The sequence below is a fragment of the Rhodococcoides fascians A25f genome (assembly GCF_000760935.2).
Taxonomy (GTDB): Bacteria; Actinomycetota; Actinomycetes; order Mycobacteriales; family Mycobacteriaceae; genus Rhodococcoides.
The window spans coordinates 3,160,256-3,182,570 of sequence record NZ_CP049744.1 but is presented as its reverse complement, the minus strand read 5'-3'; the positions used below and the strand labels follow the sequence as shown (position 1 = coordinate 3,182,570).

The 22,315-nt window shown below is 64.5% G+C and carries 18 protein-coding genes; 8 read left to right on the top strand and 10 right to left on the bottom strand.

Annotated elements, in window-relative coordinates; genetic code table 11:
- Positions 1-5 precede the first annotated feature (5 nt).
- Positions 6-1,016, bottom strand: coding sequence for a 1-phosphofructokinase family hexose kinase (locus tag BH93_RS14935; RefSeq protein WP_037173926.1), 1,011 nt, complete (start codon positions 1,014-1,016; stop codon positions 6-8).
- Positions 1,013-1,780 carry a DeoR/GlpR family DNA-binding transcription regulator gene (locus tag BH93_RS14930; protein WP_032377714.1) on the bottom strand — a complete coding sequence of 256 codons (768 nt, stop codon included), beginning with the start codon at positions 1,778-1,780 and terminating at the stop codon, positions 1,013-1,015. Before BH93_RS14930 ends, BH93_RS14935 begins: the two co-directional genes overlap by 4 nt.
- A 171-nt stretch (positions 1,781-1,951) precedes the next feature.
- Between BH93_RS14930 and ptsP the strand changes: the two genes are divergently transcribed.
- The 3 genes from ptsP to BH93_RS14915 all read left to right on the top strand — a co-directional run bounded on the left by ptsP (position 1,952) and on the right by BH93_RS14915 (position 6,266).
- Positions 1,952-3,682, top strand: a complete 1,731-nt coding sequence (gene ptsP, locus BH93_RS14925) for a phosphoenolpyruvate--protein phosphotransferase (protein ID WP_052065096.1) — start codon at positions 1,952-1,954, stop codon at positions 3,680-3,682.
- A 20-nt stretch (positions 3,683-3,702) separates the two neighbouring features.
- Positions 3,703-4,974, top strand: a complete 1,272-nt coding sequence (locus BH93_RS14920) for a uracil-xanthine permease family protein (RefSeq protein ID WP_197914403.1) — start codon at positions 3,703-3,705, stop codon at positions 4,972-4,974.
- A 149-nt stretch (positions 4,975-5,123) separates the two neighbouring features.
- Entirely contained in the window at positions 5,124-6,266 is a 1,143-nt protein-coding gene (locus BH93_RS14915) for an acyl-CoA dehydrogenase family protein (RefSeq protein ID WP_032378423.1), read from the top strand.
- Between the two features lie 77 nt (positions 6,267-6,343).
- Here the strand turns inward: BH93_RS14915 and lexA are convergent, their stop codons facing one another.
- Positions 6,344-7,021: a transcriptional repressor LexA gene (gene lexA / locus BH93_RS14910; RefSeq protein WP_032377716.1), complete on the bottom strand. Its 678-nt coding sequence runs from the start codon at positions 7,019-7,021 to the stop codon at positions 6,344-6,346.
- Positions 7,022-7,400: 379 nt separating this feature from the next.
- On the opposite strand from lexA, the gene BH93_RS14905 reads away from it, so the two are divergent.
- Positions 7,401-7,796: a hypothetical protein gene (locus BH93_RS14905; protein WP_032403280.1), complete on the top strand. Its 396-nt coding sequence runs from the start codon at positions 7,401-7,403 to the stop codon at positions 7,794-7,796.
- Positions 7,797-7,897: 101 nt separating this feature from the next.
- Entirely contained in the window at positions 7,898-8,362 is a 465-nt protein-coding gene (gene nrdR / locus BH93_RS14900; RefSeq protein ID WP_008716872.1) for a transcriptional regulator NrdR, read from the top strand.
- Between the two features lie 12 nt (positions 8,363-8,374).
- Here the strand turns inward: nrdR and hrpA are convergent, their stop codons facing one another.
- Positions 8,375-12,271, bottom strand: coding sequence for an ATP-dependent RNA helicase HrpA (gene hrpA / locus BH93_RS14895; RefSeq protein WP_037173924.1), 3,897 nt, complete (start codon positions 12,269-12,271; stop codon positions 8,375-8,377).
- A 70-nt stretch (positions 12,272-12,341) separates the two neighbouring features.
- On the opposite strand from hrpA, the gene BH93_RS14890 reads away from it, so the two are divergent.
- Both BH93_RS14890 and BH93_RS14885 read left to right on the top strand, forming a co-directional pair.
- Positions 12,342-13,016 carry a Pr6Pr family membrane protein gene (locus tag BH93_RS14890; protein ID WP_052065095.1) on the top strand — a complete coding sequence of 225 codons (675 nt, stop codon included), beginning with the start codon at positions 12,342-12,344 and terminating at the stop codon, positions 13,014-13,016.
- 3 nt (positions 13,017-13,019) lie between these two features.
- The gene (locus BH93_RS14885; protein ID WP_037173923.1) at positions 13,020-14,279 is read left to right on the top strand and encodes an aminotransferase family protein; all 1,260 of its coding nucleotides are present in this window, start codon (positions 13,020-13,022) and stop codon (positions 14,277-14,279) included.
- Here BH93_RS14885 and BH93_RS14880 read toward each other — a convergent pair.
- Positions 14,263-14,493: a hypothetical protein gene (locus BH93_RS14880; RefSeq protein WP_032377720.1), complete on the bottom strand. Its 231-nt coding sequence runs from the start codon at positions 14,491-14,493 to the stop codon at positions 14,263-14,265. The genes BH93_RS14885 and BH93_RS14880 overlap by 17 nt on opposite strands.
- A gap of 60 nt (positions 14,494-14,553) precedes the next feature.
- On the opposite strand from BH93_RS14880, the gene BH93_RS14875 reads away from it, so the two are divergent.
- Positions 14,554-15,201 (top strand): hypothetical protein, encoded by a 648-nt coding sequence (locus BH93_RS14875; protein WP_037173921.1) that lies wholly within the window; start codon positions 14,554-14,556, stop codon positions 15,199-15,201.
- On the opposite strand, the gene BH93_RS14870 is transcribed toward BH93_RS14875, so the two are convergent.
- The 5 genes from BH93_RS14870 to sthA form a co-directional block, all read right to left on the bottom strand.
- Positions 15,191-15,865: a PhzF family phenazine biosynthesis protein gene (locus BH93_RS14870; RefSeq protein ID WP_037173920.1), complete on the bottom strand. Its 675-nt coding sequence runs from the start codon at positions 15,863-15,865 to the stop codon at positions 15,191-15,193. The two genes, BH93_RS14875 and BH93_RS14870, sit on opposite strands and share 11 nt — an antisense overlap.
- Before the next feature lie 12 nt (positions 15,866-15,877).
- Positions 15,878-18,394, bottom strand: coding sequence for a DEAD/DEAH box helicase (locus tag BH93_RS14865; RefSeq protein WP_037173919.1), 2,517 nt, complete (start codon positions 18,392-18,394; stop codon positions 15,878-15,880).
- 70 nt (positions 18,395-18,464) lie between these two features.
- A complete protein-coding gene (locus tag BH93_RS14860; protein ID WP_032377724.1) occupies positions 18,465-19,505 on the bottom strand; it encodes an alpha/beta fold hydrolase in 1,041 nt (346 codons plus the stop codon).
- Positions 19,506-19,748: 243 nt separating this feature from the next.
- Complete coding sequence (locus BH93_RS14855) at positions 19,749-20,693, bottom strand: proteasome assembly chaperone family protein (RefSeq protein ID WP_032377725.1); 945 nt, start codon at positions 20,691-20,693, stop codon at positions 19,749-19,751.
- 182 nt (positions 20,694-20,875) lie between these two features.
- Positions 20,876-22,291: a Si-specific NAD(P)(+) transhydrogenase gene (sthA, locus tag BH93_RS14850; RefSeq protein WP_032377726.1), complete on the bottom strand. Its 1,416-nt coding sequence runs from the start codon at positions 22,289-22,291 to the stop codon at positions 20,876-20,878.
- Positions 22,292-22,315: the final 24 nt, after the last annotated feature.

The following is a 22,315-nucleotide window of genomic DNA, read 5'->3' as shown; positions in this document are numbered from 1 at the left end:
GACTCCTAGAGACGGTTCGAAGAAGGAGAGAGCGTGGACGGGGTGACGGACGTGGGGAGGTCGAGCGCGCGAACCGTCACCGAAGTCGGGTGGGTCTGCTCGGGCAGTGGAAGCGTGGTGCCTGGTAGTGCGGTGGCTGCTGTTCCGTAGGCGACGGCGCGGCGTAGTTTGTCTGCGGCGGAGCATTTCTCGGCATCGGCGAGGATGTAGCCGGCGAGTGAGGAATCTCCTGCGCCGACCGTGCTGACTGCGGTGATCGGGGGCGTGCTGGCGTACCAGGAACCGTCCTCGGTGACCAGTACGGCTCCGGCGCTGCCGAGCGTGGCCAGTACCGCGCCGACCCCTCGGCCGAGAAGGATGGTGCTGGCCGCGATGGCGGCAGTGGGATCACCCTGTGCCGCTGCGCTTTCCAGCTCCTCCGAATCGTACCCGGTCAGTTGGGCAAGTTCCTCGGAATTGGGTTTTATCAGGTCCGGAGCCGATGCCGGGAACGCTGCCGCGAGAGCGAGGAGCGGCTCGTCGGAGGTGTCGACGGCGACCTTCGCCGAGGTGGCGCGCAACGCGGTGACGAGCTCGGCATACCAATCCACCGGTAGGCCGGGAGGAAGGGAACCCGACAGAACAACCCATTCGGCACCGACTGCGAGAGAGAGCACTCGTTCCCGCAGCTCGGCGCGGGTCTGCTCCGACACCGTTGCGCCCGGCTCGTTGATCTTGGTGGTGGTACCACCGATCTCGCTGACCGTGATGTTGGTTCGGGCAAGCCCCGACGTCGGAACTGCCGAGAAGCGCACTCCTTTCGCGGCCATCGCGTCGAGCAGCGGGTCGCCGACGTTGGCCGGGAGCACTGCCAACGCCTCGACTCCTGATCCGCCGAGAACGCGAGCGACGTTGACGCCCTTGCCGCCCGGGTCGGTGGACGACGTCGACGCCCGGTGCACGCCGCCGCGGACGAGCGGTGCGTCGAGTGTGACCGTGCGGTCCATGCTCGGGTTGGCCGTGAGTGTGACCATCATGCGATCACCACCTCGATTCCTTTGTCGCTGAGATTCTTACGGTCGTGGGTAGAGATGTCGCTGTCGGTGACGATGACGTCGATGGACTCCACTCGGGCGAAACTCACCAGGTGCTCGCGGCCGATCTTCGACGAATCGGCCAGTACAACAACATGATTCGCTGCATCGACCATCGCGCGCTTGACTGCTGCCTCGTCGCTGTCCGGGGTGGACAGCCCGTGCCCGACGCTGATGGCGTTGGTGCCGATGAACGCGACGTCCACCCGGAGCCATTCGAGAGCGCGCAGTGCTTCGTCGCCGACGGCCGCCTGAGTGGTTCCGCGGACACGCCCGCCGAGCAATCGAAGATTGATGTTCGGCATGGTCGCAGCCCGAGCGGCGATCGGTACCGAGTTGGTCACCAATATCAGCTCGCGATCGTGTGGAAGCAGGCCTGCCAGCCGGCCCGTCGTGGTGCCGGCGTCGAACACGGCGCTGCCGCCCACCGGCGGCAGGAAGGACAACGCCGCGGCTGCGATTGCATCCTTCTGATCTGCGCGAGTGAATTCGCGCTCGGATACGCCGGGCTCGAGTGTGGTCAGAGCGGATGCGGGTACTGCTCCACCGTGGACGCGGCGCACGACTCCCATCCGGTCGAGAGTGGCGAGGTCGCGCCGCACGGTTTCGGTGGTGACGCCGTACGTGGCAGAGAGATCGTTGACGGAGACGCGTCCTTGCGTACTGATCAGTTCGGCAATCGCGTGCTGTCGTTCTTCGGCGTACACCTGCGTCTCCTTCCCGGTTGATGTTGCTTTATGTTGTTTTACGCCCGTGTGTGTTGACATGTCAAGGCTTTGGAGTAATCTCGGTCACAACACAGGCAAGCAATTGAGTACGCCACAGCACGCCGATCAGTACGAAGACCATTTGTTCACGCAGGATCCGAGGAGGACCACATGACGGGATCGGTTAGCACCGCGTCGACCGGACACGCAGACACGACAGTCGATGCTGCCGGGACCGGAGCAGCGCAGACGACACTGCGCGGCACGCCCGTCGTGCCCGGTGTCGGATACGGTCCCGTCATTCGCCCCGGTGCACGTCCGTCCATTCCCGCCGATACCGGCGAGGTGGCAGAGGCCGATCGGGAGTCCGAGAAGGCTGTGTTCGATGCCGCCGCGAACGCCGTCGCCACTCGATTGCGCGGTCGCGCAGAGCTGGCGACGGGAGCTGCGTCGGAGGTGCTGTCGGCCAACGCCGCGATGGCAACCGACCGCGGATGGCTCGGTGCCGCGCGCTCCTCGATCGCCAAGGGCAGTTCTGCCGTCGCCGCAACCGCTGCGGCCACCGAGAAGTTCGCTGCCATGTTCACCCAGCTCGGCGGCCTGATGGCCGAGCGAGTGACAGACCTGCGCGACATCCGCGACCGCGTCATCGCCGAGATCCTGGGTGTTCCGGAGCCCGGTGTTCCCGTGCCGGCCGAACCGTCGATTCTGTTCGCCGACGACCTGGCACCGGCCGACACCGCGGGCCTCGACCCCACCCTGATCGTCGGACTTGCGACCTCGCTCGGAGGTCCGACCAGCCACACCGCGATCATCGCCCGCCAGCTCGGCATCCCGTGCATCGTTGCCGTGGCAGGCCTCGACGACATCGCGGCAGGTACGAATGCAGCTGTCGACGGAACGAGCGGCCGCATCGACCTCGAACCCGACGCCGACTCGGCCCGCGCTGCGGTGGTCTCCGCCCGCGACGAGCTCGACCGAGTGTCCCAGTGGGTCGGCCCAGGCAGGACTGCCGACGGTCACGCAGTCGACATCCTCGCCAATGTGCAGGACGGGGCGGGTGCCCGGGCAGCGCGATCGAGCGCAGCAGACGGAGTCGGTCTGTTCCGCACCGAACTGTGCTTCCTGGACCGCGATTCCGAACCCACTGTCGACGAGCAGGCCGAGATCTACGCCCAGGTGCTCGACGCATTCGCGGGCAAGAAGGTCGTTGTGCGCACCCTCGACGCCGGCTCGGACAAGCCGCTGAGGTTCGCCACCCATCCCGACGAGGCCAATCCGGCACTGGGCATTCGTGGCATTCGCATCGCCGAGGCCGATCGCGGCATTCTGTATCGACAGCTCGACGGGATCGCTGCCGCCGCGAAGGCAACCGACTCGTCCCCGTGGGTGATGGCTCCGATGATCGCGACCGCGCAGGAAGCGAAGGACTTTGCCGCCGACGTCCGTCAACGCGGACTGACCCCCGGCGTCATGATCGAGGTGCCTGCTGCGGCCCTGCTCGCAGAACACATCCTCGAGCACGTGGACTTCCTGTCCATCGGTACCAACGACCTGGCCCAGTACACGATGGCGGCGGATCGGATGTCTGCTCAGCTCGCCGGTCTGACCGATCCGTGGCAGCCCGCGGTATTGGCCCTGGTGGCGCACACCGCTGCCGCAGGAGCCAAGGCCGGAAAGCCGGTCGGCGTCTGCGGCGAGGCCGCTGCGGACCCGCTCCTGGCCTGTGTGCTGGTCGGACTCGGCATCACTTCTCTGTCTGCTGCGTCTGCCGCCGTCGCACATGTGGGTTCCAAGTTGGCTACGGTCACGCTCGATCAGTGCAAGGCCGCTGCCGAGGCTGCCCTGAAGACCGACAGCACCGCCGCCGCCCGTGAGGCAGTGAGCGCGATCCTCGGCTGACCCAATAGTCTTTTCCCATCATGAGAAATCTGGGTTGGACGCTGCACGGAAACGGAAAAACCGTCGAGTCCGGGGCGGTGGTGGCACCGGACGAACGGTTGTCGTGGCCGCGCACCATCGGTATCGGGATGCAGCACGTCGTCGCCATGTTCGGTGCCACGCTGCTCGTTCCGACGATCACCGGCTTCCCGGTCTCGACGACACTGCTGTTCTCGGGCGTCGGAACGGTGCTGTTCCTGCTCATCACCAGAGGGCGGGTGCCCAGCTATCTGGGGTCGTCCTTCGCATTCCTGGCTCCGCTCGGTGCCACCCAGGCCAACGGCCCGGCCGCGCAACTCGGTGCCGTCCTGTGTGTCGGGGTCGTGCTTGCGGCGATCGGTGTCGTCGTCAAGATCGCCGGTCGGCGTGTGCTCGACGCAGCCATGCCGCCCGTCGTCACTGGTGCCGTGGTCGTATTGATCGGGTTGAATCTGGCCCCCGCTGCGACCACGTCGTTCGAGGCGCAGCCGCTGATCGCTGCAGTGACGCTGGTTGCCATTCTGCTGGCCACGGCCGTAGGACCGGGACTGCTGGGCCGACTCGGAATTCTGCTCGGTGTCGTCGTGGGCTGGGTCTTCGCCGCCGTCACCGGCGGTATGGCGCAACCACGCCTCGACGCTCTGAGCGCGGCGAGCTGGATCGGTCTGCCCGAGTTTCGTGGACCGTCGTTCGAGCTGTCGGTGATCCTGGTAGCGCTGCCGGTGGTGATCGTCCTGGTGGCCGAGAACGTCGGACACGTCAAAGCGGTCGCGGCGATGACCGGCAAGAACCTCGACGACGTGGCCGGTGACGCGCTGATCGCCGACGGCTTGGCGACCACCCTGGCCGGAGCCGCTGGTGGCTCGGGCACCACCACCTACGCGGAGAACATCGGGGTCATGGCCGCCACTCGCGTCTATTCGACAGCCGCGTACTGGGTCGCGGCCTTCACGGCGATAGTGCTGGCGTTCTCGCCCAAGTTCGGTGCCCTGATCTTCACCGTCCCCGACGGCGTCATCGGGGGAGCGACCCTGGTTCTGTACGGACTCATCGGGCTACTGGGCGTTCGGATCTGGACCGACGCCAAGGTGAACTTCGCCGATCCGGTCAACCTGATCGTCGTCGCGGCGGCGCTCGTCGCGGGCATCGGCGACCTCACGCTGTCGGTGGGCTCGGTCGAACTCGGCGGTATCGCGTGGGGTTCTCTGGGCATCCTGCTGGGCTATCCGATCGTCTCGGCGCTCGCGAAAAGTACCGCCGACCGGCGGACCTAGCGGGGGCGGTCACGGATCGCGCACGTTTTGGTCATCGACCTTCGCTGCACCCCGAACGTACTGTTGGAACGTGACGTCAGTCGTACCGACGACCGCGAATGACACCGTTCACAGGTAGACGTCGGTATGCACCGAACAAGGAGATCTGCGTGGAACGCACACTTTTCGAGCCCGAGCACGAGCTGTTCCGGGAGTCGTACCGGAAGTTTCTCGAACAGCACGTAGCCCCCAATCACGCGAAGTGGGAAGAGCAGAACATCGTCGACCGCGGCGTCTGGGTCGAGGCCGGTAAGCAGGGCTTCCTCGGAACGGCTGCACCGGAGGAGTTCGGCGGCGGCGGCGTCAAGGACTTTCGGTACAACGCCATCGTCACCGAGGAAACCACTCGCGGCGGCTACAGCGGCATCGGCTTCACCCTGCACAACGACGTCGTCGCGCCGTATCTGATCGAGCTGGCCAACGACGAGCAGAAGCAGCGTTGGCTCCCCGGATTCTGCTCGGGTGAGCTGATCACCGCGATCGCCATGACCGAGCCGGGTACCGGAAGCGACCTGCAGGGCATCAAGACCAAGGCCGTTCGCGACGGTGACGACTGGGTGCTGAACGGATCGAAGACGTTCATCACCAACGGAATCAACGCCGATCTGATCATCGTCGTCGCCTGCACCGACCCGGAGAAGGGTGCTCAGGGCTTCAGTCTGCTGGTCGTAGAGCGCGACATGCCCGGTTTCGAGCGCGGCCGCAATCTCGACAAGATCGGGATGAAGGCCCAGGACACAGCCGAACTCAGCTTCACCGACGTTCGCGTGCCCGCGGCCAACCTGCTCGGTGAAGAAGGCATGGGCTTCATCTACCTCATGCAGAATCTTCCCCAGGAACGGCTCTCGATCGCTGTTGTCGCCGCTGCGGCCATGGAATCGGCGCTGGACATGACAATTCAGTACTGCCGCGATCGCAAGGCGTTCGGCAAGTCGATCGGAAAGTTCCAGAACACCCGCTTCGTGTTGGCGGAGTTGGCAACCGAGACCACCGCCACCCGCATCATGGTGGACAAGTTCATCGAACTGCTCAACGCGGGCACCTTGACCGTCCAGGAAGCCGCCATGGCCAAGTGGTGGACCACCGAAAATCAGGTCAAGCTGATCGACCGGTGCCTGCAGTTGCACGGCGGCTACGGCTACATGAAGGAATACCCGATCGCCAAGGCCTACATGGACTCTCGTGTCCAGACGATCTACGGCGGCACCACCGAGATCATGAAAGAGATCATCGGCCGCGGATTGAACCTCTGATCTGCTGATCCGACGAACGCGAAGGGCCGCAGCACAATGTGCTGCGGCCCTTCGCGTGTCACTGCAGAGACGTCGCCCTACAGCTTGCGCATCACGGTGACGACCTTGCCGAGGATGGCAGCGTTGTTACCCGGAATCGGCTCGAACAGCGGGTTGTGCGGCAGCAGCCACACCTCGCCCTTCGACCGCTTGAACGTCTTGACGGTGGCCTCGCCGTCGATCATCGCGGCCACGATGTCTCCGTTGTCGGCCACGGACTGCTGACGGACCACGACCCAGTCACCGTCGCAGATCGCTGCATCGATCATCGACTCGCCGACGACCTTGAGCAGGAACAGCGAACCCTGACCGACCAATTCGCGGGGGAGTGGAAAGACATCCTCGACGGCCTCTTCGGCCAGGATCGGTCCACCGGCTGCGATTCGTCCCAGAACCGGCACGAACGTGGGGGTCGGTAGGCGGTCCTGTTCCTCGGACGAACCGTCGACCGCAGCAGCAGCTTGATCGGCCTGCACCTCGTCGAGGCCGCGAACGTCGACCGCGCGCGGGCGATTGGCGTCGCGCCGTAGGAATCCCTTCCGCTCCAGAGTGCGTAACTGATGGGCAACGGACGACGTCGACGTCAGGCCGACGGCGTCACCGATCTCACGAATGCTGGGCGGGTAGCCGCGCTCGGTCACCGAAGCTCGAATGACCTCGAGTACCTTTCGCTGTCGCTCCGTCAGGCCGGCGCTGATGTCGGTGCCGACTTCCATGGCCTTGGGCGTCGGTTCCGCGGCAGGCTTCCCTGCTGCGGCCTTCGCGGGCGCGGAAGCGGTCGTCTTGGAACCCGTCGTCTTGGAACCCGTGGTCGACCTCGTCGAGGTCTGGTCCTTCATGCTGTCGGCCTCCTGCTGATGTCCTGGATCCGGTCTGCGTGGTTCGGTCTGCGCGGACTGGAGTTGATGGTGTCGACTCGTGTGGCGTGTGGTTTCTGACACGAATCTAGCGTGTATCAGCTGTTGAATCAAACATCTGTTCGACTCGTGTCGCGTTTTCTACAGACTTTGTCGGAGCCTCGTGATAGAACTTCGAACAAGCGTCCATCGAACGCCTGATCGAACAATCGATCCAACGAGCGAAGACGAGGTTCCGATGACCATCACCACCGATCGCCCCACCACCGCAGGTGTCCGTACCCGGTCCACTGTCGTCGAGCGTCGTCGCCGTGCTCGTCCCGCGCTGCGGAGTTCCATCGCGACGCGCGGTGCGCGAACGACTCCATGCCTGCCGGTTCTGGAGCCGTCCTGGACCGACGTCACCGACCGGGAGGCCGCCGATCGCGAATTCGACGAGACCTCGGCGCACTTCGCCGGCCAGCCGGTCCGGATGCGATCGCTCGTGCTGTGGGTGCTTGCCGTCGTCGTCGTTGCCGGTGGCCTGATCGGAATCGCGAACCTACGAGCTGCGTCGGCCGACGCAGGGGTGCAGCCGGCGGGTGTGGTCGAGGTTCACGACGGAGCTGTAGTCGAGTATGCGCCCGGTAGATGACCACCGGCCCCATCGCACCCGCCCATGACTGAGTATCCTCGACTGACTGCCCCGACACGTATGTTCGACGTCGGCGCATCGGCTACGACGGAGGCTCCTTCATGCATTGCCCGTTCTGCAGGCATCCCGACTCACGCGTGGTCGATTCGCGTGAAATGGACGAGGGGCAGGCAATTCGGCGTCGTCGCTCCTGCCCGGAATGCGGTCGGCGATTCACGACCGTCGAGGCTGCAGTGCTCGCTGTCGTGAAGCGCAGCGGTGTCACCGAACCGTTCAGCCGTGAGAAGGTCGTCAAGGGAGTGCGCAGGGCGTGCCAGGGCAGAGATGTCGACAACGACGCGTTGAATCTCTTGGCTCAACAGGTGGAAGACGCCATCCGCGCCGCCGGTTCCGCCGAAATTCCCAGCAACGAGGTGGGGTTGGCTATTCTCGGTCCGCTGCGCGACCTCGATGAGGTCGCATATCTGCGGTTCGCGTCCGTGTATCGCTCGTTCAGCTCGGCCGAGGATTTCGAGAAGGAAATACATGAGCTACGCAAGCACCGAGAGTCTGCCGACATCGACTGACGGTTCCGCACGTCAGCGCGCTTGATCGGAGATCGCCTTCTCGATGCGCTTCTCCGAGACCGGATATGCAGTCCGAATTCCTTGGGCGAACAGCCCTACCCGCAATTCTTCGATCATCCAGAACAGCTCCTGCACACCAGCGCTGTTCTTCCGGTTTTCCGGAAGCGAATCCAGCAGCCGTCCGTACGACGCGTAGACGCGGTCGAGTACGTCCATCGCAGCCGCATCACGGCCTGCGCTGCTCGGAAGCGTGGCCAACCTCTTGGTCGCTGCAGCGAGATATCGCGGCAGATCTGCCAGTCTGCGAGAACCGAATTCGGTGACGAAGCCCCGAAAGACCAATCCTTCGAGCTGTTCGCGTACATCCTCGGCGGGCTCACCCGATGCCGTCTGCAATTGCCCCGATACGGCAAGAGCTGCAGTCAATACAGGGCGTACGAGGGCCAGTACCGCCGCGGTGCGCTGTGGAACCTCGGCATTGACCGATGCTCGAAGTTTCTCGAAAGCCTCCGGATCTCGAACAGGTCCACCGTGTGCGTCCATTGCTTCCTCGACCGCGAGAACTCGGCATTCCTCGAGGAGCGCGTCGACACCGCCGTACGGATTCTGGCCGAGGGCAAGGCGTTCGGCAGTCGGGAGACCGGCCAGCAGCGCTTTGGTACCTTTCGGTGCCGTCGACAACAGTAACGTCCGTGTTCCGGCGCGCATCGCTGCTCGCTGTTGGGCGGGGGTGCTCAGGACTCGAACTGCGACGCCCGGTCCTTCGGGCACCAACGCCGGGTACCCGGTGACCTTCTGTCCGCCGACATCACGGGTAACAGTCGACTCCAGTCGGCCCAGAGTGCCCGAGGTCCACGCGAGAGTCGGTGCGCGCTCCGCGTCGCCGACTGCGCTCGCAACCTGACGACCGACTTCGCCGGACAGACTGGTGCGCAGAACGGTCAGATCTTTGTTGCTACCCAACACCTTTCCGGTCGGGTCGACGGCCGCGAAGGTCATTCTCAGGTGGTCGGGCAGCGCCGCGGTGTCGAAGTCCTTCGCGGTGATGTGGCACTGTGCAGCCCGCGACAGCTCGCGTGCCAATGCCGTCACCAGAGTCTCCGCGCGAGGTCTCATGACCGCCAGCGCCGCGGCGGCGAAATCGGGGGCAGGAACAACGTTGCGGCGCAGAGCTTTCGGGAGCGACTTGATCAGTGCCGTCACCAACTCCGCGCGCATCCCCGGAACCAGCCAATCGAACCCCACCGGCTGAACCTGAGCGAGCAGCGCTATCGGAATTCGTGCGGTGACTCCGTCGGCGGCCGTACCCGGCTCGAACTGGTAGGTCAGCGGAAACTGGATCTCACCCTGTCGCCACGCGTCGGGATACGCGCCGGTGAGCACCGAGGCCGCGTCGGAGTTGACGACTGTGTCCGTCGTGAAGTCCAGCAGGGACGGGTCCTGTCGACGGGCTTTCTTCCACCACGTGTCGAAGTGTCGCGCCGATACCGCTTCGGGGGCGATACGCGCATCGTAGAAGTCGAACAGTGCGTCGTCGTCGACGACGATGTCGCGCCGCCGAGCACGGTGTTCGAGTTCACCGACGTCGTCCAGTAGAGCCCGGTTCTTGTGGAAGAACGCATGCTGGGTCTTCCATTCGCCCTCCACCAGTGCGTGTCTGATGAACAACTCCCGTGACGCCTCGGCGTCGATGCGGTGGTAGTTCACCGGTCGCTGCGTGACCAGAGGAATGCCGTACAGCGTCACCCGCTCGTACGCCATCGCGGATTCGCGCTTGATGGACCAGTGCGGTTCCGAGTACGTCCGCTTGACCAGGTGCGGTGCGAGCCGTTCGGCCCATTCGGGTTCGATGCGAGCGGCCATCCGGCCCCACAGGCGTCCGGTCTCCACCAGTTCGGCGGCCATGACCCACCGCGGGGGCTTCTTGAAGAGCCCGGACCCGGGGAAGATCGCGAAGTGCGCTCCGCGTGCGCCCAGGAACTCGCGCTTGTCACCCTCCCTGAGTCCGACGTGGGAGAGCAGCCCCGACAGTAGTGATTGGTGCAGAGCGGTTTCGGTGGAGTCGGCATCGGGCACCGTCCAGCCGAGTCCGCGAGTGATCTGACGGAGTTGGCCGTGTAGATCCTGCCACTCGCGAATCCGCAGGTAGTGCAGAAATTCGGTGCGGCACATGCGCCGGAACTGGTTGGACGACAGCTCGTTCCGTTGCTCGCGCAGGTACGTCCACAGCTTGACGTAAGCCAGGAAGTCGGAGTTCTCGACTGCGAAGCGGGCGTGTTTTTCGTCCGCAGCCTGCTGATGCTCGGCGGGCCGCTCCCTGACGTCCTGAATCGACAGGGCGGACACCACCACCAGTGCGTCCCGCAGCGACCCGTTGCCGTTGGCCTCGACCAACATTCGCGCCATTCGTGGATCGACCGGCAGCGCCGACAGTTCCCGGCCGATGGGGGTGAGTTCCGCCGTGCCGTCCTTGGTGGCCGGCTTCAGCGCCCCCAATTCTTCGAGCAGGCCGATCCCGTCCCGAATGCTGCGCGGGTCCGGTGGCTCGACGAACGGGAAGGCGTCGATCTTGCCGAGCCCGAGGGCGGTCATCTGCAAAATGACCGACGCAAGGTTGGTGCGCAGGATCTCCGGCTCGGTGAACTGCGGCCGCGACTCGAAGTCCTCTTCCGAGTACAACCGGATGCAGATACCGTCGGCGACTCGGCCGCAGCGGCCGGCTCGCTGCCGCGCCGATGCCTGGGAGATCGGTTCGATGGGTAGTCGTTGCACCTTGGTGCGCAACGAGTATCGAGATATACGAGCCGTGCCGGGATCGACGACGTAGCGAATGCCGGGAACTGTCAACGACGTCTCCGCAACGTTCGTCGAGAGCACCACGCGTCGGCCCGAGTGCGGTGAGAACACCCGATGCTGTTCGGCCGCAGACAATCTGGCGTACAGAGGCACGATCTCGGTGTTACGCAGATTGCGGTCGTTCAAAGCGTCCGCGGTGTCGCGGATCTCGCGTTCACCGGACAGGAACACCAGAATGTCGCCGTCGCCCTCGGCTGTCAACTCGTCGACAGCCTGGCAGGTGGCATCGACAGGATCGAGGTCGATCGTGGTGTCGCCGGCGTCGACGGTCAGTGGCCGGTAGCGCATTTCGACCGGGAACGTGCGGCCGGAAACCTCGATGATCGGAGCGGGTACGCCGCCGCGGGCGAAGTGTTGGGCAAATCGTTCCGGATCGATCGTCGCCGAGGTGATGATGATCTTCAGATCGGGTCGCCGGGGGAGTAACTGCGCGAGGTAACCCAGGATGAAGTCGATGTTGAGGCTGCGCTCGTGGGCCTCGTCGATGATGAGGGTGTCGTACTGGCGAAGCAGTCTGTCTCGCTGGATCTCGGCCAGGAGAATTCCGTCGGTCATCAGTTTGACGAGGGTCGAATCCGACGACTGATCGGTGAATCTCACCTTGTAGCCGATGGATTCGCCCAGGGGCTCGCCGACTTCCTCGGCGATGCGCTCGGCCACCGTACGTGCGGCGAGCCGGCGCGGTTGGGTGTGACCGATCGACCCGCGAATTCCGCGACCGAGTGCGAGACAGATCTTCGGAATCTGGGTGGTCTTACCCGAGCCGGTTTCACCGGCGACGATCACGACCTGATGCTCGGCGATGGCGGCGGAGATGTCGTCCTTGCGGAGACTGACCGGAAGTGACTCGGGGAACTCGAGGGTGGGGACCGCTGCTCTGCGATGGGCGACCACGGCTTCGGCGCGAGCGACATCGCGATCGAGGGCTGCGAACGCGTCGTCGGTGCGGGCCTTGTCCAGCCGCCGCCGCAGTCGGTTCTCGTCGCGGATGGTGACGTTCGCCAGACGTGTGGCGAGAGATTTTCGCTGACCGGACGGATTCGAGGTAGACATACTCACACCAGGATATCCGTATCTACGCAACCTTCGTGAATGCCGGCCGCGACTGTGCCAGGATCGCCGAATGGGCATCTCGCACGATGTGACCGCGGAACCACGCACGCCGGTACCGATCAGGACGCTGCGGGTGCTGTTCGCGGCCCTCACCGCCGCGGCGCTCGTCTCGATCGTCGTGAACGGGCTCGGCTCTCCGACGTTCTCGTTGGTCAACTACTTCAGCTACTTCACCGTGATCAGCAACGTCCTGACGGTGCTCGTACTCATCGTGGGCGGCGTGATCGATCCACGGTCTCCGGGTTGGCAGCTCTTTCGCGGAGCAGTGACGCTGTACATGGTGATCACCGGGATCATCTACGCGGTGTTGCTCGCGAACATCGATGTCGGTGTCGCGGATCCGTGGACCAACAACGTGGTGCATCGCATCATGCCCGTGGTCCTTCTGCTCGACTGGATTCTCGCTCCGCCGCGGCGTCAGATCTCCGAGTCGCGCAGTCTGACATGGTTACTGTTCCCGCTGATCTACGGGGTCTACACCTTGGTGCGTGGACCCGTCGTCGACTGGTACCCCTATCCATTTCTCGATCCGCGGGCGCAGGGATACCTCGCGCTCGCGGTCGGGCTGGTCGTGCTGACCGTCGCTTTCGCGCTGATGGCGCTGGCAGTCAATGCTCTCGGACGGCTCGCAGGACGCTGGAGGTACGGATCGGACTCGATCGAAGCGGACTCCACTACTGTGTAGCGCATGTCTTCCGACCTGGATCCAGCCGCCACCACACACTCCTCTGCGCTGTGGCACGGCTTCGCCGACATGGGCAACGTCACCGCCAACGGACCGTTCGTCGTGTCGCGAGGCGAGGGCGCGTACATCTTCGACAACAAGGGAACGAAGTATCTCGACGCGACCGCCGGTCTGTGGTTCACCAACGTCGGTCACGGCCGACGCGAGATCGCCGACGCTGTCGCCACACAGCTGAGCTCGATTGCCCACTACTCGAACTTCGGCGACTTCGTTCCCGAGACCACGCTGGCCCTGGCCGATCGTCTCGCCGCCATCGCACCGGTTGCGGGCAGCAAGATCTTCTTCACCTCGGGTGGATCGGACTCCATCGACACCGCCGCCAAGCTCGCACGCCGCTACTGGGTGGAAATGGGACAACCGTCCAAGAAGCTGATCGTCGGTCGGCAGAAGGCGTATCACGGCATGCACGTCGCCGGCACTTCGTTGGCCGGCATCCCGGTCAACAAGGAGAACTACGGCGAACTCATGGCCGACGCCAGGACGGTGTCGTGGGACGACGCGAAGTCGCTGCTTGCGTTGATCGAGGAGGTCGGCGCGGAGAACGTGGCTGCCTTCTTCTGCGAGCCGGTGATCGGAGCAGGCGGAATCTACTTGCCGCCGGAGGGCTATCTGCGCGAGGTTCGACAGATCTGCCGCGACAACGACGTCCTGTTCGTGGCCGACGAAGTGGTCACCGGGTTCGGCCGCATCGGCGGTAGCTGGTTCGCGTCGACGCGCTTCGAGCTCGAACCCGATCTGATGACGACCGCCAAGGGGCTGACGTCGGGATACGTGCCCATGGGTGCCGTGTTCATCGCCCCGAAGATCGCCGAACCGTTCTTCGCGGGCGGAGTCTGGTGGCGACACGGCTACACCTACGGCGGCCACGCAGGCGCGGCTGCCGCAGCGATGGCCAACCTCGACATCATCGAGCGCGAAGAACTGTTGACGCACTCCAAGCGCATCGAAGCCGCACTGCACACGCACCTCGCGCCGCTCGCCGAGCACGATCGGGTCTCGGAAATCCGCAGCGGCATCGGCGCGGTTGCCGCAGTTCAGCTCGCCGACCCGGCCGAGGCGCTACCGTTCGTCAAAACACTGCGTGCGCATGGGGTTTCGGGCCGCGCCGCCGGTCAGGGTGCGATGCAGATATCGCCGGCCTTCGTCATGACGGACGGCGAGATCGAAGAGCTGGCCTCGCGAATCCTCAGCGCCCTCGGCTGAACCGGAGCTTGTTGCGCAGTTGCTGCCCCCGCGAGAGCGGGGGAGCAGCTGCCGGTTCCGGTTCACCCGAGAGAGCCGCGAACCGCTGGTGTAGCTGATCGCGTACTTCGTTCGGCGCGTAGGCGCGCCGCTTGCGCTCGGACCGCACCACCAGCGCCCCGGTGGCCGCGACACCGGCCATCCCGGCGAGGCCGAGAGCTTTCCACACGTTCATTCGGCAACCGTACCGTCACGACGTGCGGTTGCCGATCCGCCAAGACCTAGGGTGAGAAGCATGAACCCGTCTCGAATCAGCCTCGATACCGCCGTCGATGCCACCAGGACGGGCGACATCTGGATCTTTCGCGGAGAGTCGACGGCCGATCGTGCAATTCAGGCGCTGACCAACAGCCCGGTCAATCACGTCGGAATGGCCGTCGTGATCGACGACCTGCCGCCGCTGATGTGGCACGCAGAACTGGGAAAATCGTTGCAGGACATGTGGACCGGTAACTTTCAGCGTGGTGTGCAGCTCCACGATCTGCGCGCGGCCGTCACCCAGTGGGCCACGAAGTACCAACAGCGTTGCTGGCTGCGGCAATTGGACGAGACCGTCACGAAGGACCAGGAAGACGCACTGCTGCGCACGATAGCGCGCATGGACGGAACTGCGTTTCCCACCACGGCCGCGCTCGCCGGCCGGTGGTTCCGGGGGCGGGTGCCGACATTGCGTCGACAACGCGAGCAGGACGGACCCACCCTCGAAACTGCCTATTGCGCGGAGGTGGTCGCCATGACCTACGACTCGATGGGATTGCTCACCGGCAACAAGAAGGCCAATTGGTTCGACCCCGGAAAGTTCTGGAGCGGCGACCGACTCCCACTGGCTGCGGGCGTCCGGCTGGGCGAGGAAATCGAAGTGGACGTACCGCTCACACCGTGATCGACGCGTCGGTCACGGTGCGTCCGCCCAGTTCCACCCAGCCGTCGTCGTCGACCGTGGTGCGCAACCGCGAGCCTGCTCCCTGCACGATGAGGAGACCGCGGCCGAGTTCCCCGGTGAGCCGGACGGCGGCGGCACCGGTCGCCTCGTCCTCGGCGATGCCCATCATGGGGGCGAACATGCGCGATCGCAGCGCCCCGTCCTTCTCGTCGGTCCACGCCCAGACGTAGTGGTGCCCACTGTCGTAGGCGCTCGGATCGTCCGCGGCCACCTCGGCGGCATCGCGAACCTGATGGAACGTGAAGTCCGGAGCCCAGTCGGCGCGGGCGCGAACCCAGGTGTCGTCGCCGTCGTAGCGGATGCTCAGCGGTGCAGCGGGAACGGCGAGGGTGGTCACCGGATGACCCTGCTCGCGGAGCCACCAGGACAGTCCCACGGTGGGGTGTCCGGCGAAAGGCAGCTCGACCGCCGGGGTGTAGATGGTCGCCGACGCGGTACCCGGTTCGGTGAGTTCGACGAACACCGTCTCACTGAAGCCGAGATCGGCGGCGAACTGCTGCCGCTCGTTCTCCGCGACGGCGTCGGCGGAAACGATCCCGAGGGGGTTGCCGAACCTGCCGTCGGCATCGGTGAACACACGGACGACGGACACGTCGGTAGCCATGCTTGGACGGTATCAGCCTGCAGTGATCACGATCTCGTCGAACACGATCTCGCCGGCGGCATCGGATTCCGGCACGTCGACAACCGCGTCGAGGGACCAACCGTGGTCCCCGTCCGGATCCTCGAGTACCTGACGCACCGTAGTGGATTCTGCACCGACATTCAGGGTGAACAGTGCGGGACCACGGGCCGAGGGGCCGGTTCCGATCTCGCCGTACTCGGCGAAGAACGGATCCAGCTCTGCCTCCCAATCGGGACCGTCGTCCAGTTCGTCGAGCGCGTTCCACTGGCGACGCGCCGCGAGATCGACTCGACGGAAGATCGCGTTGCGGGCCAGCACCCGGAATGCCCTGGGATTGGCCGAGATCGGACGCGGCGCGTCGGATCCGTATGCCTCGACGAGGGCTTCGGGCTCGGCGCCGGGGTCGGTCAGGTTCTCCCACTCGTCGAGCAGGCTGGAATCCACCTGTCGGACGAGTTCGCCCAACCATTCGGTGATGTCCTGGACCTCCTCCGTTCGAGATTCAGGCGGAACCGTCTGGCGCAGTGTGCGATAGGCGTCGGCGAGGTAGCGCAGCACCAGTCCCTCCGAACGCATCAAACCGTAGTGACTGATCAGCTCGGCGAAGGTCATCGCTCGCTCGACCATGTCGCGTACGACGGATTTGGGCGAGAGCCCGATCTCGGAGAGCCAGGGGTGGGTGCCGCGGTAGATCTCGAATGCCGGAACCAGCAGTTCTGCAAGAGGTTTCGGCCAGGTGACCTCCTCGAGCAACTCCATTCTCTCGTCGTATTCGATACCGTCGGCCTTCATCTGCGAGACCGCCTCACCGCGCGCAGCATGCTGCTGAGCCATCAGGATCTGGCGAGGATCGTCGAGCGTCGATTCGATGATCGACACCACATCCAGTGCGTGGGTCGGTGACTCGACGTCGAGCAGCTCGAAGGATGCGACCGCGAAGGTGGACAGCGGCTGGTTGAGCGCGAAATCCGGTTGTAGGTCCACGGTCAGTCGAGCGTGTCGACCGTCTGCGTCCGGCTCCTCGAGTTGCTCGACGATGCCCGCGTCGACCAACCCCCGATACAGCGAGAGCGCACGCAGAATGTGTTTGCGTTGAGCGGACCGGGTCTCGTGGTTGTCTTCGAGCAGGTGGCGCATGGCGTAGAAGCAATTGCCCGGCCGTGCAATGACATTGAGCAGCATTGCGTTGCTCACCGAGAACCGAGAGGTGAGCGGCTCGGGGCTCGCTGCGATGATCCGCTCGAACGTCGGCTCGCCCCAAGAGACGAAACCGTCGGGTGCCTTCTTGCGCTGCACTCGCTTGAGCTTCTTGGGATCGTCGCCTGCCTTGGCCACCAGCCGCGCATTCTCGATGTCGTGCTCCGGGGCCTCGACGACGACCGTACCGAGCGTGTCGTATCCCGCCCGGCCCGCGCGGCCTGCGATCTGATGGAACTCGCGGGCCCGTAGCTTGCGGGTCCTGATGCCGTCGTACTTGGTGAGTCCGGTGAACAGCACTGTCCGAATGGGAACGTTGATACCCACGCCCAGTGTGTCGGTCCCACAGATCACCTTCAGCAGGCCGTCCTGCGCGAGCTTCTCGACCAAGCGCCGATACTTGGGCAGCATGCCGGCGTGGTGCACGCCGATGCCGTGTCGGACCAGCCTCGACAGAGTCTTGCCGAATCCGGTGGTGAACCGGAAGTTGCCGATGGCCTCTGCGATCTCGGCTTTCTCCTGTTTGGACGCGACGTTGACGCTCGTCAATGCCTGAGCGCGTTCGAGAGCCGAAGCCTGAGTGAAATGCACGACGTACACCGGCGCGAGGTGCGTTTGCACCAGTTCTTCGATGGTCTCGCTGATCGGAGTCGTGACGTAGGAGAACATCAACGGAACCGGGCGCTCGGTGCCGGAGACGACCGTCGTGGTTCGTCCGGTGCGCCTGGTCAGATCGTCTCGGAAGAACGACACGTCGCCCAACGTCGCCGACATCAACAGGAACTGAGCGTGCGGCAGCTCGATCAACGGAACCTGCCAGGCCCACCCTCGATCGGGTTCGGAGTAATAGTGGAACTCGTCCATGATCACCTGGCCGATGTCCGAGCCGGCACCCTGGCGCAAGGCGAGGTTCGCCACGATCTCGGCGGTGGCGCAGATGATCGGGGCTCCGGAATTGACCGACGCGTCGCCGGTCATCATGCCGACGTTCTGGGCACCGAAGATCTCGCACAGGGCGAAGAATTTCTCACTGACCAGTGCCTTGATCGGCGCGGTGTAGAAGCTACGAATGCCCGCCGCCATCGCGGCGTAATGGGCCCCGATGGCCACCATCGACTTACCCGACCCGGTGGGGGTCGCGAGGATGACATTGGAGCCGGAGACCAGCTCGATGAGAGCTTCCTCTTGCGCGGGATAGAGAGTCAGACCGCGATCGGCGGTCCAGGTGGTGAACGTGTCGAACAGGACGTCCGGGTCGATGCCGTCGGAATTCTCGGCGGAGACTTCGGGAATCAGTTCGGTGAGGAGCACCTCTACAGGCTATGTGGGATGTGCCTTTCGTCCCGCATCGACACCGTGCGTCCGGAGCCGATGCGACGCGTCAGGTCGCGCTGCGCTCGTCCGAACCCATGGCACCGAGAACGGCCATCCGGGTGCTGGCGCTTCCGGTGATCATGTCCTCACCGACGCCGGTGATGAGCAGATTCCGCCACCGCACCTCGTCGAAGGTCAGCGACGGGGTCGAGTCGATGAAGTCTTCCACCACCTGCAGGAAGCGCATGGGGTCGTCACGGAACGGGAAATGTCCGGAGTTCTCGAACACTTCCAGAGTCGAGCCCGGCATGGCCGAGTGGGCGAGGCGCGCATGGCTCACCGGAATGACGGAATCCTGATCACCCCAGACGAGCAGGACGGGCAGGTTCTCGGTGAGATAACAGCGGTCCAGCATCGTGACCACCTGACCTCGCCAGTCCACCACAGCGCGCAGGGTCCGCAGATACGCCTCGTATGTGGTCGGTGCAGGCAGCTCGCTCAACACCCGGATCAGATCCGGGGTGTCGTGCAGCAGTGAACCGGGTCGAAGCGGTGAGCTGTGCAGCTTGCTGAGTACCCCGCCGGCCAGCTTGACCGCGGGTATCGCGCCCGGTAGACGGAGTAGCTTGACCGCCTCGCTCAGGAAAGGCATCGACGCGAGCCGAAGAATGGGGTGCACGTCCTTGGTGACGCCGCCGGAGGACACCAGCGCCAGCCTGTCGACCATGTTGGGAAACTGGTAGGCGAACTGCATCGCAACGCCACCACCGAGTGAATGACCGATGACGGTGACGTGCTCGATGCCGAGAACCGAGAGCAGGTCGCGCATGCCGTTCGCGTACGCGGCGACGGAGTAATCCGCGCGAGGCTTGTCCGAGCGTCCGTGTCCGAGAAGATCCGGCGCAATCACGGTGTAGTTCTTCGCGAGGTGCGGAATCACCTCGTTCCACGTCTCGGAATTGTCGCCGATCCCATGGATCAACAACACCACCGGGCCCTCACCGGCCATCCGAAACGCCCGCCGATATCCGTGAATGGTCCGAAAGATCAGCCGTGGTTCTTCGTCGGGAACCGGCCGGAGCTTGCGACTGCGCGGAGTGGTAGCCATCTGCGCCTCCTGACATTCCCTGGTGCGCCGCACGCGCGAGGCAGTACGGCGTCGCCGTGTACGAGTGTGTTGACGGTACATACCGGAGTACGTGTCGCTACGACTCTCGCACGAGATGACGTTCGGGGCAGAACATCGAGCGTATTTGCGGTTACAGGTATGTTTCGATCCGCTCCCGCTGTCCGATTCGACGGTTGCTACGACTCCACGCTGTGACTACTCACACTGTCGTCGGGTGTCGTATCACTGACGGTCGGTGTCGTCGCCCTCGTCGAGGCCGGCCTGTTCGGCCAGGAAACGCTCGAATTCTGCACCGAGTTCGTCCCCGCTCGGCAACGGCTCGTCACCGGCCAGCAACGTCGACTGCTGCTCCTGTGCGGCGACGTACGTGTCGTACTGACGCTCGAGCGCCTGCACCACCGACTGCACCTCGTCGTTTCCGGTGATGTGCTCGTTCACCTGCTCGCGAACTCGCGCCGCAGCCTCGCCGAGTGCTGCGAGCGGAAGATCGAGCTCGGCGGCCTCGCTGACGTTCTCGAGCAGAGTCTCGGCCGCGCCGGGGTAGTCCGTCTGGGCGAGATAGTGCGGGACGTGCACCGAAAAGCCCATCGACTCGTGCCCGTGCTGAGCCATCCGAAGCTCGAGCAGCGAGGACGCACTTCCGGGCACCTGCAGGTCGCCCGCCCAGCTGTTGCCTTCCTTGACCAGCTCCCGATCACTGGCATGCGCCGTGACCCCGAGTGGGCGCGTGTGCGGAATCGCCATCGGGATGGAGCCGAGACCGATGGTGCGCCGCACACCGAGCTGCTCGGCGAGCAGGCGGACGGCGGTGGTGAACTTCTCCCACCGCAGATCCGGCTCCATACCGGCCAGAAGCAGGAACGGTGTCCCGGCCCGGTCCTTGACTGCGTAGAGGTTCAACTCGGGAGCGTCGTAGTCCGAGAAGTGGTCGGATTTGAACGTCATCGTCGGACGACGGGACCGGTAGTCGATCAACTCGTCGACGTCGAACGACGCCACCAGTTCGGATTCGAGGCTCTCGCGCAGATGGGTCGTCGCCAACTTCACGGCGTGACCGGCGTCGGAGAATCCCTCCAGGCCGTGCACGAGGACGGGTCCGACGCCGTCGTCGGAGAAGATTTGCGGTGCCGGAAATTCCAGCTCGTACATCTTCGACTGTTCGGTCATGGCCGGGCCCCTTTCGGATCGACTCGTCGGTACCTCGATGCGAGATCCGGGTCAGAATACGCCGACCCTCCGTATGCACCGTGTACACGCCGACGTCGAACGTGGCGAATCACTGATGGAAAGAACAACCGGACGGCCGTCGTTCATTCCCCAGTGGTCGTCGGGGTTCCGAGTGAGGCCCGTCAGCGGTCGAAGTTGGCCAGCGCTCGGATCTTGTTGGTGACATCGAGCGCGGCCACCTTGTACGCCTCGGACAGCGTCGGGTAGTTGAACACGGCGTCGACGAGGTAATCGACGGTACCGCCGCATCCCATGACTGCCTGTCCGATGTGCACCAGATCCGTCGCACCGGACCCGAAGATGTGCACACCGAGAATCGACCGGTCTTCGGTGGAGACGAGCAACTTCAACATTCCGTACGAGTCGCCGGCAATCTGGCCGCGGGCCAGTTCGCGATATCTCGACACTCCCACCTCGTAGGGAATCGACCCCTTCGTCAGATCGACCTCCGTTGCACCGACATAGGACACCTCCGGGATCGAGTAGATGCCGATGGGCTGAAGGTCGGTCAGTTTGGCGCTCGACTCACCGAATGCGTGATACGCCGCCAGCCTGCCCTGGTCCATCGACGTCGCGGCCAGCGCCGGGAACCCGATGACATCGCCGACTGCGTAGATGTGATCGACCTTGGTCTGGAAATGCTCGTCGACGAAGATGCGGCCGCGCGCGTCCGCCTCGAGTCCTGCGTTCTCGAGTTCGAGCGCCGTGGTCAATCCCTGGCGCCCGGCCGAGTACATCACCGTCTCCGCCGGAATGCGCTTGCCGCTCGCGAGCGTGGTGACGGTACCGTTCGGGCCGACGTCGACCGCGGTGACCGCTTCGCCGAATCTGAACGTCACGGCGAGGTCGCGGAGATGGAACTGCAACGACTCGATGATCTCGCGATCACAGAAGTCGAGCATCGAATCGCGCTTCTCGACGACCGTGACCTTGGTGCCGAGGGCTGCGAACATCGAGGCGTACTCGATCCCGATCACGCCTGCTCCGACGACCACCATCGAAGCCGGGATGAACTCGAGATTGAGTATTCCGTCGGAGTCGAGTACCCGGTAGTCGTCGAACGCGACGTCCGCGGGACGCGCAGGCGCGGTTCCGGTGGCGATCACCACGTTGGCGGCTGTGACGGTGATGCGCTCACCTCGCGAGTCGTCCTCGATCGCGATGGTGTGGGCGTCGACGAACCTGCCGACACCGGTGATCAGTTCGATGCGGTTGCGCAGCAATTGCGAGCGAACCACCTCGATCTCCTTGCCGATGACGTGCTGGGTCCGCGCCAGCAGATCGGCCGGAGTGATGTCGGCCTTCACCCGGTAGCTCGCCCCGTACAGCTCACGTTGGTTCATGCCCGTGAGGTACAGGACGGCTTCACGCAGAGTTTTGGACGGGATGGTCCCGGTATTGACGCAGACCCCGCCGAGCATGTGTCCCTTCTCCACGATCGCCACTCGCTTGCCGAGCTTCGCAGCCGCGATGGCCGCCTTCTGGCCGCCAGGGCCGGAGCCGATGACCACCAGGTCGTACTCCATGGGTTCAGACATTTCTCATAGGTACCGGGCGCACGC

What these genes read in the sequence shown, in the direction of transcription:
- BH93_RS14935 (WP_037173926.1), bottom strand. Translation starts at nt 1,016, where the DNA reads ATGATGGTCACACTCACGGCCAACCCGAGCATGGACCGCACGGTCACA.
- ptsP (WP_052065096.1), top strand. Translation starts at nt 1,952, where the DNA reads ATGACGGGATCGGTTAGCACCGCGTCGACCGGACACGCAGACACGACA.
- BH93_RS14920 (WP_197914403.1), top strand. Translation starts at nt 3,703, where the DNA reads ATGAGAAATCTGGGTTGGACGCTGCACGGAAACGGAAAAACCGTCGAG.
- lexA (WP_032377716.1), bottom strand. Translation starts at nt 7,021, where the DNA reads ATGGAAGTCGGCACCGACATCAGCGCCGGCCTGACGGAGCGACAGCGA.
- BH93_RS14905 (WP_032403280.1), top strand. Translation starts at nt 7,401, where the DNA reads ATGACCATCACCACCGATCGCCCCACCACCGCAGGTGTCCGTACCCGG.
- nrdR (WP_008716872.1), top strand. Translation starts at nt 7,898, where the DNA reads ATGCATTGCCCGTTCTGCAGGCATCCCGACTCACGCGTGGTCGATTCG.
- hrpA (WP_037173924.1), bottom strand. Translation starts at nt 12,271, where the DNA reads ATGTCTACCTCGAATCCGTCCGGTCAGCGAAAATCTCTCGCCACACGT.
- BH93_RS14890 (WP_052065095.1), top strand. Translation starts at nt 12,342, where the DNA reads ATGGGCATCTCGCACGATGTGACCGCGGAACCACGCACGCCGGTACCG.
- BH93_RS14885 (WP_037173923.1), top strand. Translation starts at nt 13,020, where the DNA reads ATGTCTTCCGACCTGGATCCAGCCGCCACCACACACTCCTCTGCGCTG.
- BH93_RS14880 (WP_032377720.1), bottom strand. Translation starts at nt 14,493, where the DNA reads ATGAACGTGTGGAAAGCTCTCGGCCTCGCCGGGATGGCCGGTGTCGCG.
- BH93_RS14875 (WP_037173921.1), top strand. Translation starts at nt 14,554, where the DNA reads ATGAACCCGTCTCGAATCAGCCTCGATACCGCCGTCGATGCCACCAGG.
- BH93_RS14870 (WP_037173920.1), bottom strand. Translation starts at nt 15,865, where the DNA reads ATGGCTACCGACGTGTCCGTCGTCCGTGTGTTCACCGATGCCGACGGC.
- BH93_RS14860 (WP_032377724.1), bottom strand. Translation starts at nt 19,505, where the DNA reads ATGGCTACCACTCCGCGCAGTCGCAAGCTCCGGCCGGTTCCCGACGAA.
- BH93_RS14855 (WP_032377725.1), bottom strand. Translation starts at nt 20,693, where the DNA reads ATGACCGAACAGTCGAAGATGTACGAGCTGGAATTTCCGGCACCGCAA.
- sthA (WP_032377726.1), bottom strand. Translation starts at nt 22,291, where the DNA reads ATGTCTGAACCCATGGAGTACGACCTGGTGGTCATCGGCTCCGGCCCT.